This is a genomic window from Acinetobacter wanghuae (assembly GCF_009557235.1).
GTDB classification, from domain to species: domain Bacteria; phylum Pseudomonadota; class Gammaproteobacteria; order Pseudomonadales; family Moraxellaceae; genus Acinetobacter; species Acinetobacter wanghuae.
Genome location: NZ_CP045650.1, coordinates 2,710,521 through 2,727,775 on the forward strand (window position 1 = coordinate 2,710,521; position 17,255 = coordinate 2,727,775).

General features: G+C 42.3%; 12 protein-coding genes. 4 read left to right on the forward strand and 8 right to left on the reverse strand.

Annotated features, from left to right (window positions below; translation table 11 throughout):
- Nucleotides 1–28 precede the first annotated feature (28 nt).
- The 4 genes from dnaJ to GFH30_RS13035 form a co-directional block, all read right to left on the reverse strand.
- Nucleotides 29–1,153: a molecular chaperone DnaJ gene (dnaJ, locus tag GFH30_RS13020; RefSeq protein WP_153373236.1), complete on the reverse strand. Its 1,125-nt coding sequence runs from the start codon at nucleotides 1,151–1,153 to the stop codon at nucleotides 29–31.
- Nucleotides 1,154–1,257: 104 nt separating this feature from the next.
- On the reverse strand, nucleotides 1,258–1,635 hold the full coding sequence (locus GFH30_RS13025; protein ID WP_153373238.1) for a hypothetical protein: 378 nt from the start codon (nucleotides 1,633–1,635) through the stop codon (nucleotides 1,258–1,260).
- Nucleotides 1,636–1,769: 134 nt separating this feature from the next.
- Nucleotides 1,770–4,904 (reverse strand): efflux RND transporter permease subunit, encoded by a 3,135-nt coding sequence (locus GFH30_RS13030; RefSeq protein WP_153373240.1) that lies wholly within the window; start codon nucleotides 4,902–4,904, stop codon nucleotides 1,770–1,772.
- A gap of 2 nt (nucleotides 4,905–4,906) precedes the next feature.
- The gene (locus tag GFH30_RS13035) at nucleotides 4,907–6,010 is read right to left on the reverse strand and encodes an efflux RND transporter periplasmic adaptor subunit (RefSeq protein WP_153373242.1); all 1,104 of its coding nucleotides are present in this window, start codon (nucleotides 6,008–6,010) and stop codon (nucleotides 4,907–4,909) included.
- Nucleotides 6,011–6,157: 147 nt separating this feature from the next.
- Between GFH30_RS13035 and GFH30_RS13040 the strand changes: the two genes are divergently transcribed.
- The 4 genes from GFH30_RS13040 to GFH30_RS13055 all read left to right on the forward strand — a co-directional run bounded on the left by GFH30_RS13040 (nucleotide 6,158) and on the right by GFH30_RS13055 (nucleotide 12,208).
- A complete protein-coding gene (locus GFH30_RS13040; protein ID WP_153373244.1) occupies nucleotides 6,158–6,781 on the forward strand; it encodes a TetR/AcrR family transcriptional regulator in 624 nt (207 codons plus the stop codon).
- Between the two features lie 147 nt (nucleotides 6,782–6,928).
- Nucleotides 6,929–9,613 (forward strand): phosphoenolpyruvate carboxylase, encoded by a 2,685-nt coding sequence (gene ppc, locus GFH30_RS13045; protein ID WP_153373246.1) that lies wholly within the window; start codon nucleotides 6,929–6,931, stop codon nucleotides 9,611–9,613.
- A gap of 297 nt (nucleotides 9,614–9,910) precedes the next feature.
- On the forward strand, nucleotides 9,911–11,209 hold the full coding sequence (locus GFH30_RS13050) for a solute carrier family 23 protein (protein WP_153373247.1): 1,299 nt from the start codon (nucleotides 9,911–9,913) through the stop codon (nucleotides 11,207–11,209).
- Between the two features lie 93 nt (nucleotides 11,210–11,302).
- Nucleotides 11,303–12,208 (forward strand): LysR family transcriptional regulator, encoded by a 906-nt coding sequence (locus tag GFH30_RS13055; RefSeq protein WP_153373249.1) that lies wholly within the window; start codon nucleotides 11,303–11,305, stop codon nucleotides 12,206–12,208.
- Here the strand turns inward: GFH30_RS13055 and GFH30_RS13060 are convergent.
- The 4 genes from GFH30_RS13060 to ilvD form a co-directional block, all read right to left on the reverse strand.
- Nucleotides 12,205–12,942 (reverse strand): sulfite exporter TauE/SafE family protein, encoded by a 738-nt coding sequence (locus GFH30_RS13060; protein ID WP_153373251.1) that lies wholly within the window; start codon nucleotides 12,940–12,942, stop codon nucleotides 12,205–12,207. The genes GFH30_RS13055 and GFH30_RS13060 overlap by 4 nt on opposite strands.
- Nucleotides 12,943–13,097: 155 nt before the next feature.
- Complete coding sequence (locus tag GFH30_RS13065; protein ID WP_153373253.1) at nucleotides 13,098–13,385, reverse strand: chorismate mutase; 288 nt, start codon at nucleotides 13,383–13,385, stop codon at nucleotides 13,098–13,100.
- Between the two features lie 17 nt (nucleotides 13,386–13,402).
- Nucleotides 13,403–14,689: a hypothetical protein gene (locus GFH30_RS13070; protein ID WP_153373484.1), complete on the reverse strand. Its 1,287-nt coding sequence runs from the start codon at nucleotides 14,687–14,689 to the stop codon at nucleotides 13,403–13,405.
- Nucleotides 14,690–14,973: 284 nt separating this feature from the next.
- Nucleotides 14,974–16,803, reverse strand: a complete 1,830-nt coding sequence (gene ilvD, locus GFH30_RS13075; protein ID WP_153373255.1) for a dihydroxy-acid dehydratase — start codon at nucleotides 16,801–16,803, stop codon at nucleotides 14,974–14,976.
- Between the last annotated feature and the right edge of the window lie 452 nt (nucleotides 16,804–17,255).

Sequence of the window (17,255 nt, forward strand, 5' to 3'; positions counted from 1 at the left end):
TATGCGTCCTTTTTTTACATCGCTAAAATCAGTCAAATAGACGATCAAAGAATGATTTTTTCTTTGGAGAAGACTTACCGCCTTCTTCCCCTTCAAATGATGCTTGAAGTTCTTTTAAAAGTTCACGTTGGCGTGCAGACAAATGTACAGGTGTCTCCACCACAATACGGCAAAGTAAATCACCCTGCATACTGGTACGTACAGGTTTTACGCCCTTACCACGTAAGCGGAATAATTTACCTGTCTGTGTGCCTTCAGGTACTTTCAAGCTCACACGACCTTCTAAAGTCGGGATCTCAATTTCTTTACCTAAAGCTGCATCCGCAATCGATACAGGAACATCCATATACAAATCAGCGCCATCACGTTGGAAAATCTCATGCTCACGCACTTGAACTTCAACGTATAAATCACCTGATTGACCATCACGAATCGCTTCACCTTTACCAGTTAAACGTACGCGATCGCCATTGTCTACGCCTGCAGGAATAGTCACTTCCAAGGTTTGTTGACGGTCAGAAACACCAGAGCCATGACATGATTTACATGGGTTCTTAATGATTTTACCTTGACCACGACAGGTGCTACAGGTTTGCTGAACAGAGAAGAAACCTTGTTGCATGCGTACTTGACCCGCACCATGACAGGTCTTACACGTTTCAACATCATTTGGTTTTTCTGAGCCCTTACCACCACATGGTTCACATGGTACAGGTGCAGTAAAGGTAATGGTTTTTTTCACACCCTTTACGGCTTCTTCAAGGGTGAGTTCCATCACATAACGTAAGTCAGACCCACGGCGCGCACGTTGTTGCTGACGACCACCGCCACCACCGAATGCACCACCGAAAATATCACCAAACTGGCTGAAGATATCTTCTGCATTGAAACCACCACCGAAGCCACCGCCTCCGCCGCCCATACCGCCTTCAAAGGCTTGATGGCCCATACGGTCGTACATGCTGCGTTTTTCACCATCAGAAAGCACTTCATAGGCTTCTGCGGCTTCTTTAAATTTATCTTCGGCTTCTGGGTTGTCTGGGTTTCGATCTGGATGATATTTCATCGCCAACTTACGGTAGGCTTTTTTAATTTCATCATCACTAGCGGTTTTAGCGACACCCAAAACCTCATAATAATCACGTTTAGCCATGTCTGGCGATGCTCCTCACGGAATTTTATTTAATATTCAACTGTGGTCTGAAATTGGGGTCAAACCAAGTTTTACAAGGGGAACTTTGAAAAAAATTTGATCTTTTAAAAGACCGCTTTATTTTGGAAGAATTTTTGAATGCCTTTGATCCACGCATTCAGTAAAAATATGAAGGCCACACAGCTAAAAATGACACCAATGACGGTGCATGCTTTCACCCAAAGTTGGCTGTCCCATGCGAGGAAAAAGAGCGGAATAAACCAGAGTGCTGCAAAAATAGCCAACATGCTATAAATCACGATGTTACGCATAATCCATAAGGCTTGGGCTTGTAACCACACTTCTGCATAGTCAACTTGCGTGACTTTACGCGCAAACCAGTAGGCAAATACACCACTTAATAAAGTAAAAAGTGCTAAAAACATAAAGACATAAGCCACTGCTACAGAACGTCGCATTTTGGTTAGGGTGTCTTTAGTCATGTCCGTATCAACCTCGTTGTCTGATGTGGAGACTATTCCAACATAGCAACTTCGTGTTTTTAAAATTGTAAATATATCAGGCACTACTATATTGAATTTTTCAATATTTCGCACCTGATATTATGACAGTTTTATCACGGATTGGCGTTTTTTTTCACTTTAAACCACTGCGCATACAATGCAGGTAGGAAAAATAACGTTAATAGTGTCGCAATAATCAATCCACCCATAATCGCGACCGCCATTGGACCGAAGAAAATACTGCGTGACAGTGGAATCATGGCAAGTACCGCAGCCAAAGCGGTCAGTACAATTGGACGGCAACGGCGCATCGTGGCATTCAAAATGGCATCCCACGTATTTTCCCCTGCCAAAATATCTTGCTCAATCTGATCAATTAAAATGAGTGAATTACGCATGATCATGCCAGAGAGTGCAATCGTCCCGAGCATTGCCACAAAGCCGAAGGGTTTATTGAACAATAACAAGAATAAGACCACACCAATAATGCCAAGTGGCGCAGTTAAAAACACAATAAATGCGCGCGAGATACTTTTAAGCTGAATCATCAGCAAAGTCATGACGACAGCCAAAAATAATGGCATTCCAGCATTGACTGAATTTTGTCCTCGTGCGGATTCTTCAACCGTACCGCCCACCTCAAGCAAATAGCCACTTGGTAATTGCGCACGTAATTGATCTAGTTCATCCGTTAATTGATTCACAATAGTTGCCGGTTGCAAGTCGCTCCGAATATCCGCACGAACGGTAATCGTCGGCAAACGATTACGATGCCAAATTAAACCTTCTTCAAAGCTGTATTCAATTTTGGCAATTTGCGCGAGAGATACAGACGTCCCTTGTGATGTCGGTACTGCTAAGCTGCTGAGTGATCCTACATCTACCCGTTCTGCCTGATCACCGCGTAAACGGATTTCAATCAGCTCACGCTTTTCGCGATATTGATCAATCGCAGCACCCGCAATCGAGCTATTTAGGAAATTGGCTAAATCACGACTCGTCACACCTAATAAGCGGGCACGATCTTGGTCAATATCGAGTTTAATCACTTTGCTTGGCTCACCCCAATCCAAATGTACATTGGTGGTATTCGGGTTATCCATCACTTTTGCGGACACTTTGTGTGCCCATTCACGAACTAAATTCAGATCTTCACCTGAGACACGGAATTGCAGCGGATATCCCACAGGTGGACCATTTTCGAGTAAAGACACACGGGTACGCACTTCAGGCAACAGCAGTCGAATTTTATTACTTAAATTTTCGCGAATCTCATTACGATCATCGAGCGAGGATGCCAGTACCACGAACTGCGCAAAACTGTTTTGTGGTAATTGTTGATCGAGCGGTAAATAGAAACGCGGTGAACCTGTACCCACATAAGCCACATAATTATCAATGCCTTCTTGCGTCGATAAGAAGGCTTCAACTTTTTTCACCGCAGCTTCGGTGGCTTTGAGCGATGCACCCTCTTCCAACTTTAAATCGACTAGAATTTCTGCCCGATTCGAAGGTGGGAAAAATTGCTGTGGCACCAATTTAAACATCAGAATTGAGAGGACAAATATACCGACTGTCGCTGCAATCACGGTTTTACGGTAGGTAACACAGACATCGACCCAATGGCGAAAACCTTGGTAAAAACGGGTTTGGTATGGGTCGTGATGTTCACCTGCGTGATGCACAATCGGTGATGGTTCAGGTTGCTTGCGTAAACGTGCCCAAAGCCGTTGGTACCATTTGGCTTTCTCAATATGATCTTGATTAAAATCAGGTAATAACTTGTCACCCAAATACGGTACAAAGATGACTGCTGCAATCCAAGAGACCAGTAAAGCAATGGTGACCACTTGGAAAATGGAACGTGTATATTCACCTGTACTTGAAGCCGCTGTCGCAATCGGTAAAAAACCTGCTGCGGTAATCAAGGTTCCGGTCAACATCGGAAAAGCAGTGGTTCGCCATGCATGCCCTGCCGCTTGTAATCGACTAAAGCCTTCTTCCATTTTAATGGCCATCATTTCAATGGCAATAATCGCATCATCGACCAACAGTCCAAGCGCTAAAATCAGCGCGCCTAAGGAAATTTTATGCAGTCCGACATCAAACAGATTCATGCCGGCAAAGGTCATCGCTAAGACCAATGGAATTGAAAATGCGACGACCAAACCTGTACGAAAACCCAGTGAGAAGAAGCTGACCAATAAAACAATAATCACCGCTTCTGCAAGCACCTTCATAAATTCATTAATCGAACGTTTGACGGCAACAGGTTGGTCGGAAACTTTTTGCAGTTCCATACCCAATGGCAAAGATTTTTGTAAGGTCGAAAATTCATGTTCTAAATTTTTACCGAGCGCAATAATGTCGCCATTTTTACGCATGGAAACGGCAATCCCGATACCATTCTCTCCCATAAAACGCATACGCGGTTGGGCCGGATCGGTAAAGCCACGATAGACTTCAGCCACATCCCCCAATTGAATGGTTTTACCATTCACGTTCAGGGGCATTTTTTGCAGTTCTTCAACATTGTTTAACGCACCACTGACCCGAACTTGAATACGATCAGATGCTGTTTCAAAGTAGCCTGCATCGCTCATGGCATTTTGTTGCTGTAAGGCTTGCTGAATGACTGTAATTGGTACGCCAAGTTGACTGGCTTTGGTGTTTGAAATTTCAATCCAAATTTTTTGATCTTGTAAACCGATCAGATCAACTTTTGCCACGTCTTTGACACGTTGTAATTGTAGCTGTAATCGGTCGGCATATTCTTTTAAGGTGGCATAGTCAAAATCATTGTCTTTTAAGACATAGATATTGCCAAAGGTGTCGCCAAATTCATCGTTAAAGAAAGGTCCTTGCACCCCTTGCGGTAACTCATGCCGAATATCATTGACCTTCTTACGGACGGTATACCAAACATCGGCAACATCTTTAGAGCGCAAAGAATCTTTGGCAATAAAGGTCACCATAGATTCACCCGGACGCGAATACGCCATGATGCGTTCATACTGACCCGTGGTCATCAATTCTTTTTCAATACGATCGGTAACTTGTAGCGAAACCTCTTTGGCACTTGCTCCCGGCCAATAGCTTTGAATCACCATCACTTTAAAAGTAAAGGGTGGATCTTCACTTTGGGCCAATTTGGAATAAGAAAATACACCGACAATGCCGAGCAAAATCATAAAATAAAGCACAAGCCCTTTATTTTTCAGCGCCCATTCAGACAGGTTAAAGTTCATATTTAACCTCCTGCCTGAATTTTCACATCACGATTGTCCCGATCGATCGGACGAATTTTCTGTTGATCACGCAATAAATGCACACCGCTAATCACGACATAATCATTGGCATTTAAACCACTTAACACCGGCACACGATCACGTCCATAGGCCCCTAAAGTCACTGGTACTTTACGCACAGTCTGATCAGGCTTAACCACCATGACATAAGCAGTTTTATCTTGGGCAGATACGCTAGAAAGTGGCACACTCAACATGTTGTTATCTGTGGTGACAAAGAAAACCCGCGCACTTTGCCCCAATTGAATCATGCTCTGCCCTTCACGTAATGCCACTTTGACACTAAAGGTGCGAGATTGATCCGCAGCCGGTGAAATTTCACGAACATAACCTGCAAATTTATCCTCAGGCTTTGACCAAAGCGTAATCCATGCCGCTTGCCCAACTTTAATATCGGCAATGGCTTGTTCAGGTACACCAATGACGACTTCACGTTCACCCGAAATTGCAACTTCATATGCCGCTTGACCTGCAGCAACCACCTGCCCGACTTCAATATTGCGTGCAGTAATGACACCATTTTTATTGGCAATGAGTTGGTTATAACCCGTTTGATTACGGCTGACTTCATAATTCGATTGTGCTTGTTTTAAGGTCGCCATTGCAGCTTTATATTGATTTTCTACAGCATCATATTGAGAGCGACTTACTGCATTCAATGGTAATAATTGCTTAAAACGATTCATCTCATCTTCTGCGATTTTTGCTGCTGAACGTGCACTTTCGAGTTGCGCACTACTGGCATTCATCTGCAATTGAGCATCTTTCACATCTAAGGTCGCAAGCACTTGCCCGACTTTAACTTGGTCACCGACATCGACAAAACGTTGGGTAATTTGTCCTGTCACACGAAAAGATAAAACGGTTTTTTGCCGTGCTTGAACATCACCAGCATAACTTTTTTGTTCTGTATGTGAGCTTAAAGGTTTACTCACCATCACAAATGGAACTTCCTGTTCGGCTGAGGCTTTATCCTTGCTGCATCCCCACAAGGTCACACTGCAAACAATAATCATGCTGGTCAATGCCTGATGAATCGTGCTCATATGTTGCTCTTATCTCATTATTTTTTGGTGTAGGCTGTATTTACGGTATATTGAATTGATTATTTTTTAATTAATATACTCATGGGTACATTAATTACAACAGCGCGGTCAAAGCAATGACCATATTGATTATTTTTGGAAAAAATTGTGCAAGTAAATGTCGGTCGTCCCAAAGACTTAGAAAAAAAACAAAGCATTCTTGATGCGGCAAAACACTTATTTTTGATGCATGGCTATCATGGTTCGAGCATGAACCAAATTGCCAAAGCAGCTGGTGTCACTAAACTGACCATTTATAATCACTTTCAAGATAAAGCCACGTTATTTACCTATGCTGTTGAAAATACATGTGAAAGCATTATTCAGGCCATGCCCATTGTTTTGAATGGTCAAAGTGATTTTCGTGCGTCTTTATATGAAGCTTGTGCTTTGTCTATGAATATCGTGAATTTGCCTGAAGCAATTAAACTCGATTTACTCTTGATGGAACTCGCATCTCAGCAAAGCCCATTGGCAGAACAATTTTATAATGCATCTCATGTCAAATTAGACGCGATGTGGAATCAGTTTTTTCAAAACGCGCAGCAACATCAATTTATCCAATCCGCAGATCCGCAACGGCAAACTGAACTGATTACATCTTTATTGTTTGGTACGCGTCATCAAAAAATTCTCTTGGGTTTAATCGCGCCCCCAACCCCACAAGAGCAACAGCAGATTATTGAATCAGCCATCGAGATTTTTTTATTGAAATACGTGAATAGAACTTAATCGGTTTTATTTTTAGGCAAATTTCGTCTTTGTGGCAAAGGAATTGCTATTTTATCGTCAATGCGTGTCCGACTTTTGTCTGTAAAAGACTTGGAATGTCACACAGTCGCGGTATAGTCAAAACAAGATCCACCAGAGGGAATAACAATGATTCAACAAATTGATGCGCCACTACGCGAAGACGTACGTTTACTGGGTAACTTGCTCGGTGAAACTTTAAAGTTACATGCGGGGCAAGATTTGTTTAATCAGGTTGAACAGATTCGTGCTTTAGCCAAAGGCGCGCGCGATGGGCAAGTTGAAGCTGAAAAACAACTCGAACAGCTCTTTTTAAGCTTAGAAGATCAAGAAATTCTGCCTTTAACTCGCGCGTTCACCCATTTCCTGAACTTTGCCAATATTGCTGAGCAATATCATGTGGTACGTCGTCGTCGTCAAAGTGAATTTGATGAAGGCAGTGAATCGCCGAATCCCCTGATTCCATTATTTGAAAAATTCAAAGCCAAAGATATTTCCTCAGATCGACTGTTTAAACAAATTTGTGAACTGAAAATTGAGTTGGTGTTGACGGCACATCCAACGGAAGTGAGTCGTCGTACTCTTATTCAAAAATATGATGGCATTAACAATTGCCTATCGAAATGCGATCAACAAAAACTTACCCCACGTGAACGCCAAGAAGTACTGGCTGAACTGAAACAACTGATTACTTCTGCATGGCAAACTGATGAAATTCGCCAACATCGTCCAACCCCTGTAGATGAAGCAAAATGGGGCTTTACCACCATTGAGCAAACCTTGTGGAATGCCATTCCGAAGTTCATTCGTGAACTCAACGGCATGGTCCAAGATCAATGTGGTCAAGCACTGCCTTTAGATGTCGCACCTGTTCGTTTTGCATCATGGATGGGCGGTGACCGTGATGGTAACCCCAATGTCAAACATCATATTACCCAAGAAGTGTTGTGGCTATCGCGTTGGAAAGCCGCTGATTTATATCTGCGTGATATTGAAGACTTACGTTGGGAACTGTCCTTACAAAACTGTAGTGATGAAATCAAACAGGCATTAGGCAAAGATCATTCGGAACCGTATCGTGAATATTTACGTGATACGCGTGAACGTCTAAAAGCGACCCGTCATTGGTTGACTGAAAAATTGGCAGGTCGAGACAGCGATGATCGCCTCGTCATTAAAACCAAAGATGAGCTATTGCAGCCTTTACTGACTTGCTATCGTTCATTAATTGAATGCAACTTGCCTGAAATTGCCAATGGTCGCTTGCTTGATTTTATTTATCGGGTCAATAGCTTCGGGATTGAACTGCTTAAACTCGATATTCGGCAAGAATCGACACGTCATCGCCAAGCCATTTCAGCTATAACTGAATATTTAGGTTTAGGTAATTTTGAAACATGGACAGAACAAGCACGTCAAAACTTCTTATTGCAAGAATTACAAAGTAAACGTCCATTATTGCCTAAACACCTAAATGAACCTGCGGGCAGTTTGATTGAACATCCTGATGTCCAAGAAGTCTTTGCCACCATGCGGATCTTGGCCGAGCAACCAAGTGAATCTTTAGGTGCCTATATCATTTCAATGGCTGAACATCCAAGTGATGTGCTTGCTGTTCTACTTTTACAAAAAGAAGCAGGCATCAAATATCCGCTGCGTGTCGTGCCACTTTTTGAAACTTTAAAAGATTTGGATAGTGCTGCGAGTACCATGTCGACCTTATTTAATATGCATTGGTATAAACAGCATATTCAGGGCAAACATGAAGTCATGATTGGCTATTCAGACTCTGCTAAAGATGCTGGCTTTATGTCTGCCAACTGGGCGCAATATCGTGCCCAAGAAGAACTCACCGCGATTGCCAAAACGCATGGGATACAACTTACCCTGTTCCATGGTCGTGGCGGTTCAATCAGCCGTGGTGGCGCACCAACGCAGCAAGCTTTGTTCTCACAACCACCCGGCTCAATTTCAGGTGCAATTCGTGTCACAGAACAAGGTGAAATGATCCGCTTTAAATTTGGTTTAGAAGAAATCGCGCTACAAAATCTTGAGATTTATACTGCTGCAACTTTAGAAGCAACATTATTGCCACCGCCAAATCCAAAACAGGAATGGCGTGATTTAATGCATCAAATGACAGATTTATCGGTTCAGGTGTATCGTCAAACCGTACGAGATAATCCACATTTTGTAAAATACTTACGAACTGTAACCCCTGAACTTGAATTACAAATGTTGCCACTTGGTTCGCGCCCTGCTAAACGTAAAGTCAGTGGCGGTATTGAATCACTCCGCGCCATTCCTTGGGTATTTGCATGGACACAAATTCGTTTAATGCTTCCCGCGTGGCTTGGAACAGGCGCAGCACTCAATCAAGTACTCGATCAAGGACAACGTGCAACGTTGGATGACATGCTTGCAGAATGGCCATATTTCCAAACCTTGATTGATATGTTGGAAATGGTACTGTCCAAAGCCGATCGTCATGTCGCGCTATATTATGAATCTCACCTGACGCAAGATGAAGACTTAAAAGTATTGGGTGAAGAATTGCGTCAACGTTTGCATGATGCTGTTCAAACGCTGTTAACCTTAAAAGGTGAGTCTAAATTGCTCAGCAGCAACGGCGTACTTGATCAATCAATGAAAGTACGTAAACCCTATTTGTTGCCGCTTCATTTGCTACAAGCGGAGCTAATGAAACGTCGTCGAGCTTACTTACTTGAACAACATGCAGAACATACGCCTGTGGATCATGCACTGATGGTGAGTATTGCCGGAATTGCCGCAGGTTTACGTAATACAGGCTAAGAAAAATCATTCAAAAAAAAGCACATGAGCTCATGTGCTTTTTTTTTAGCCAATCATTTCGATGCTTTTGTTTTGCAAATAACTCACATAAGAAATATTTATGAAAAATTAACCACATCAATCACTCTGTTAATCCCATGATTTAGCATTGTTTTAAGTATTTTAAAACTTTTACCATACGGTAAAAAAACAAATAAAGTCATATAATTAATTTGAACATTTTTTTTGCATGAATCATTAAATCTTATTAAAAACAGGAGTATGATGTGCACAATTTATCATTTGAGTGCTCACTTTATGACCAGCTGGTTTCCTAAGTGGCGTCCTTATCAGGGCAATATTGATGCACAACCTGTAGGTACCGCAGAGTACTTACCACCCGCACAGACTGTGATTTTGGGTGTACAACATGCTTTTGCAATGTTTGGGGCGACCGTACTTGCGCCCTTCTTAATGGGCTTTGATCCAAATCTTGCCATTTTGATGTCAGGGATTTGTACCATTCTGTTTTTCATTATTACAGGTGGTCGCGTTCCAAGTTATTTAGGTTCGAGTTTTGCCTTTATTGGTGTGGTGATTGCCGCAACAGGGTTTGCTGGTGCAGGTTCACTCAATCCCAATATTGCGATTGCAGCTGGTGGGATCATTGCCTGTGGCATCTTGTATGCCTTAGTCGGCTTCTTGGTCATGGCAACCGGTACACGTTGGATTGAGAAACTTATGCCACCTGTGGTGACGGGTGCCGTCGTCATGATTATTGGTTTAAACCTTGCACCTGTAACTGTAAAAGGCGTCATGGGCAATACATTTAATATGTGGATGTCCTTGGTTACTGTGATGTGTATGGGCTCAATCGCAGTCTTTACGCGTGGTTTGCTGCAACGTTTATTGTTATTGGTCGGCTTACTGTCTGCGTATTTGATCTATTTCGTTCTCAGCAATTTGATGGGTTACGGCACACCGATTAACTTTACGCCTATTCAACAAGCCACATGGTTTGGTGTTCCAAACTTCCATGCGCCTGTATTTGACATCAATGCAATTCTCATTATTGCACCAATCGCACTGATTTTGGTTGCCGAAAACTTAGGTCATATTAAAGCAGTCGGTGCGATGACCGGTGAAAACCTCGATCCACATATTGGTAAAGCCTTTGTTGCCGATGGTATTGCTACAACAATCGCTGGTGGCGTTGGTGCACCGGGTATGACCACCTATGGTGAAAACATTGGGGTGATGGCGGTGACACGCGTCTACTCCACCATCGTATTTGCGGTTGCTGGTGTCTTTGCTGTTTGTCTTGGTTTATCACCAAAGTTTGGTGCAATTATTCATACTATTCCAACGGCAATTTTAGCCGGTGCTTCAATTGTCGTCTTTGGTTTGATTACTATTGCCGGTGCAAAAATTTGGATTGAAAACAAAGTCGATTTCTCACAAAACAAAAACCTCATGGTCGCAGCTGTGACGGTTATTTTAGGTACAGGTGACTTTGCACTTAGTTTCGGTAGCTTTAATTTGGGTGGGATTGGGACTGCAACCTTCGCTGCATTACTTTTAAATTGGTTCTTTGGTTTAGCCGATAAAAAAGCATAATCTATAAAAGATCAAAAGCAGCCGAATGGCTGCTTTTTTTATATCGGTATTATTGTTTAAGATAGAGCACTTGTTTTCATTCGGCTGACGCAGATGCGTTTAGACTTTTTTGATTTAAATTTATTTTTAAATATTATGGACAGCGGCAGTTTCACCAAAGGTGCCGAGCGTTCTCATATCTCGTTACAAGCCGCCAGTGAACGCATTAAAAAACTTGAACAATACTTTCAAGTCAGTCTATTTACTCGTCATGCTGGCGGGGTCAAACTGACCTTTGCCGGACAAGTCTTTGCCGAACATGCGCAAGCGATTTTGCAACAAGGACAACATCTACTTCGCGCGATGTCCCCTTTTAGCGAAGGACTCAATTCTAATATTTGCTTATGGTGTAATTCATCTGCGCAAAGTGAATATTTACCGCTTTTACTACCGAAATATTTAGTCAACAATCCCAATATTCAAATTGATTTAAAAGAAGCAGAGACCAATGATATTGTCACTGCTTTAGATAACGGAACTGCCAAACTGGGTTTAATTTCGAGCTTTTTCCCTGCGCCACAATTACAAACTTTAGAATTTTCAGATGATCCTTTAGTACTCATCTGCCCGCTACAACATGATTTAAGTCGCATTCAATCTTTAAAATTAGCAGATTGTCTGAATTATCCTTTTGTCGGTTTAATGCATTATCACTCATTGCAGCAGTCCATTGAAACGCAAGCCAAGTTACTGCATTGCGACATCCAGTATCGGTTAAGATTGCCAAATTTTGCTGCCATTGCTCAGGTGGTGGCCAATGGGGTTGGTATTGCCATCATGCCAAAACGAGCTGCACAGCGTTTAGCACAGCTCTATGCCTTTCAACAAATTGAATTAAGAGGCGATTGGGCAAATCGAAAACTCTTACTTGCAGCAAAAAACTTTGATGAGTTAAGTACTGCCTATCAACACTTTAGTCAGTTTTTACTCTCCAATGATGCACAAAAAGCCCTGCATTAAAACCAGCCCATTTGATGCGCGATCATATAGCTACCTAATGCAATCAAACCAATAAAAAAGACGGTACGAAATTTTTGTTCTGGAATGCGATAACGAATTTTTTTACCTATGCCCATTCCAATTAAGGCAGGAATAAGTGCAATGGCAGACATGGTGTAGTCGATCGGCAGATCTGCCACAGGGTTTTGATGCAGGAAAATGGCAAGACATAAGGTCGAGGTTGTAAAGGCTAAACCAAGTGCTTGTACCAGTTCATCACGCTTTAAATGCAAGGTCTGCAAATAGGGTACAACTGGTATGACGACAACACCTGTTGCCACCGTTAATGCACCACCCAAATAACCCACAATCGGTGACAACCAAGCTTGATGCTGACTGAGATTGGGCATTTTTTTGGCACATAACCCATATAGTCCATACAATGCCAACATGCCGCCCAATAAGGCTTCACTATGGAACTCGGAATGCCCTAAGGTCGGAAAGATACTCCAAACAGAACCGACCACAATACCAAGCAACAATGGCCAGAAACGTGTCATCAAACGCAGCACATGACCTTCGGCAAACAGTTGCCAAAAATTGGTCACCATTGAGGGAATAATTAACAGTGTCGCGGCTTGAAAAGGACTCATTGCCATGCTGAGTAGCCCCATTGAAACCGCAGGCAAACCTAAACCAATCGTACCTTTAATCATACCTGCGATTGTAAAAACGGCGATGACAAAAGCGACCATGTGTTGTTCCCAAATCTATTTAGGCACATGCTATATAAATTGCTGATTGAGCAAAATCAGGGTTTTAAGGATCAAGCCTCAAGCAAATATTGAGGCTCTCATTGAAAGCATCTTTAGACGATTCATTAGATACGTTGTTTGATCAACCCAACAGATTATGGACGGAATTCTTTGAGTTCGCGTTGAATAAAATACTTAAACATTTCACGATATAAATGTTCAACTGCATCTGCATCCACACTATTGAGCTGCGCGTGGGCACGCACGTTTTCAATGACCTGTTCCATACGGTCAGGTGATTGCAAATCGGTTTCGGTTTTTTTAAAACGTGTGGTTTGGTCTACGTAAAATTGGCGTGCTGCAATCAGCTCGACAAGGGCTGTATCAATGGCATCAATCTGTTGGCGAGCATGTTGTAATGATTCAGCTTTAATTTTGTTCATGTTTATTCAGTTCACTTTCAGTTTAAATTATCACTCTTATACTTTTCTTCTAACACATTACTGAAAATACTTTCAATCATCCAAACGCGATATAAGCTATTGAATACAAAAATCTGATCATCAATACGCAGCTCAATCACGGGGAAGTTTGGCTGTGATTTCATCTCACACAGCATATCATTTTCTTGTAGCTTTGCTTGTATATCCGTGTACAGGAGTTCTGTAATGCCTAATTCTTGCTGTAAGGCTTTAAAATGCGGTGCATAAGACAGATCACGCCCTTTTGTCCATACCGCTTCTTGTATGCGATACATCGCCTCTATGCGCTCTTCTTCAGGGCAGCTATAAAACAGTTGTGCCATCGGCTCAATCGCCTGCGCGGTTGGACGACAAAACGGCGTGAATTTGACACCCGTTCGTTTTGATAAGCGCGTCGCTAAACCCCAATCAAATCCATCTCGTCCGCGATAAGACAATGGATAAACATTCATATGAATATTATAAAAATCAGCAAGTTCTTCTTTAATATAAGCCAACAATAACCACGAAATCGGGTCTTCGAGTGCGATATATAAATCCAATTCAGGATCTAATCCTTGGATTTCATTGAGCTCTTCGGCATCACTGATTAAATGTTCACGCCATTCAATATGATTAATTAAAAAGATCGGATTGCCCGTGAGTAATTTTTGTTGTTTTAGACGGCGCGTGAGACGCAATAAATCATCAACGGCGTGATACTGACGTCCACCAAATTTAAAATAACTGGCTAAGATTGGGGTTTCATCAAACACACGTTCAGGAAAATGTTGCGCCTGATGCCGTTGGCTTGCCATTGAATGTAAGGTTCTTAATTTACCCGTTTGCTGCTGCCACAACATATGGAATACATCTTCGAGTAAATATAAGAAATCCTGTCCGCGTAATGGGGTATTTTTTAGAATAGTTTCGGCTTGTTTTAAGGCTTCTTCGCTCGGTAATTGTGGGGTTTCATGGAAACTAAAACGGTGCTGTTTAGATAAAATTTTGGCATCGTTGAGGCAATATTGCTGCCATTCGTCAAAGGACATATTATTCGGTGCTGGTGCTGGTGCACTCGAAATAATAACTTTGAGCGGTTTTAATTCTGGACTTAAAATCTCTTCAAGCTGCGGCAGAAGTTGTACTGCCAAATAACTATACACATCATCGAGGCGCAAATGGATACTCAAACCATCCTCAATTGATAACACCGTTTGACGGGTCGGCTTTTGATAAAACCAACTCGATCGGAGTGGATCAAACCAACGGCGCAGCAGGGACATGAGTTTAGCCTCGATCATAAATGGTGCATTGACAGTATTAATATCTGTCTTGTTGCCATTTTTTAAAATGTGATAGTGGATGACATTATCCACTTTATCTGCAAAAACTTATATCAATTCGAAACAAAATGATCAATATTTAACAGTCAGATTATACAACCCTATCAGTCAATCATAATTCAAGCACATGATTATTGTATCTCATTCTATTTTGGATATTTATGCAAAACAGTGCCAAATAAAAAAGCCCCCGATTGGGGACTTTTTATCAAAAAAATTTCGGCTTAAAGTTCGCGTACCGCACCTTTTGAAGCGCTTGTGGTATGCATTGCATAGGCTTTCAAGGCTTTAGAGACTTTACGCGGACGCTCTTCCGCAGGATGCCAACCTTTGGCTTCCTGTGCTTCACGACGTGCAGCCATCACAGCATCATCTACTGCTAAGTGAATGGTACGGTTTGGAATATCAATTTCGATACGGTCGCCATCTTCAACCAGACCAATCGCACCGCCTTCAGCCGCTTCTGGAGACACGTGACCAATGGATAGACCTGATGAACCGCCAGAGAAACGACCATCGGTGAGTAAGGCACAATCTTTGCCTAAACCTTTCGATTTTAAGTAACTGGTTGGGTAAAGCATTTCTTGCATACCCGGACCACCGCGTGGACCTTCGTAGCGAATAACAACCACATCGCCTGCGGTAATTTTGCCACCCAAAATTGCTTCTACTGCACTGTCTTGGCTTTCAAAGACACGTGCTGTACCGTTGAACTTCAGAATTGAATCATCCACCCCTGCTGTTTTTACGATACAACCATCGAGTGCGATATTACCGTACAGCACAGCCAAACCACCATCTTGTGAAAAGGCATTGGCAACATTACGAATCACACCATTTTCACGGTCGCCATCAAGACGTGAGTAGTAACGATCTTGTGAGAATGCCGTTTGTGTGGGTACGCCGCCCGGCGCTGATTTAAAGAAGGTATAAACGTCTTGATCTTCAGTACGGATGATGTCCCATTTATCTAGCGCATCTTTGAGCGTTGCTTCGTGAACCGTTGGTACAGATGTATCCAATAAACCTGCACGGTCTAATTCGCCAAGAATCGACATGATGCCACCAGCACGGTGTACATCTTCCATATGCACGTCTTGTTTTGCCGGTGCAACTTTACAGAGTACAGGTACTTTACGTGACAAACGGTCAATGTCCGTCATGGTAAAGTCAACTTCCGCTTCATGTGCTGCTGCCAACAAGTGAAGAACAGTGTTGGTTGAACCCCCCATTGAAATATCAAGCGTCATCGCATTTTCAAATGCAGCTTTAGTCGCGATCGAACGTGGCAACAAGCTGTAATCGTTTTGTTCATAATGACGCTTGGTGATTTCAACAATCAGCTGACCTGCGCGCTCGAATAACTTTTTACGATTCGCATGCGTTGCAAGGGTTGAACCATTCCCCGGTAACGACAGACCTAATGCTTCTGTTAAGCAGTTCATTGAGTTCGCGGTGAACATACCTGAACATGAACCACAGGTTGGACATGCAGAGCGCTCGTAAGCCGCCACTTCTTCATCGGTGAAGCTATCATCGGCTGCCACAACCATGGCATCGACAAGGTCAATGGCATGTTCATTACCACGGATTTTAACTTTACCCGCTTCCATTGGACCGCCAGACACAAAGACCACTGGAATATTCAGACGCATTGCTGCCATCAACATCCCGGGGGTGATTTTGTCACAGTTTGAAATGCAGACCATGGCATCTGCACAATGGGCATTGACCATGTATTCAACGGAGTCTGCAATTAAGTCACGTGAAGGCAATGAATACAGCATGCCATCATGACCCATCGCAATACCGTCATCCACAGCAATGGTATTAAATTCTTTTGCCACACCGCCTGACGCTTCAATTTGACGTGCGACCAATTGACCGAGGTCTTTCAGATGCACATGACCTGGCACAAATTGCGTAAATGAGTTTACCACCGCAATAATCGGTTTTCCGAAGTCGTCATCTTTCATACCAGTTGCGCGCCATAAGCCACGCGCACCCGCCATATTTCTTCCGTGTGTCGATGTTTTTGAACGATAGTCAGGCATTGTGTTATTCCAACAAAGTTTGTGCTTGAGTCGAATGTCGTCATTCACTCTGGCGAAATCGTACTGATCGAGAGCGTGAAATCAGTTATTATTTAAACATATCATAAGTGAAGCATTGGTTTTGAGGCATGGCTTAAAATCATGTCATTCAATCAGAATATGCGATTTGCTGATTTTTCTAGGCTTGCACGATTCATCTCTATATAAAACTACTATACCGCTAAGCCTAAAGATTAAATACAAAACTTATATGAATATTTTTTACAATTTGCATAACTTAAACTTATTATAAAAACTATATTTTCCCTAAAAAAATGATCTAAAACATTTTTAAATATTGTTCTAGCTTCACTTTGCTCAGCGCATGATGTGAACTCCTAAACAGATTTAATGCCTATCAAATCAGTCAGCGTTAAGAATGACATCTATCACTCTTATCAATTCAAATAGAA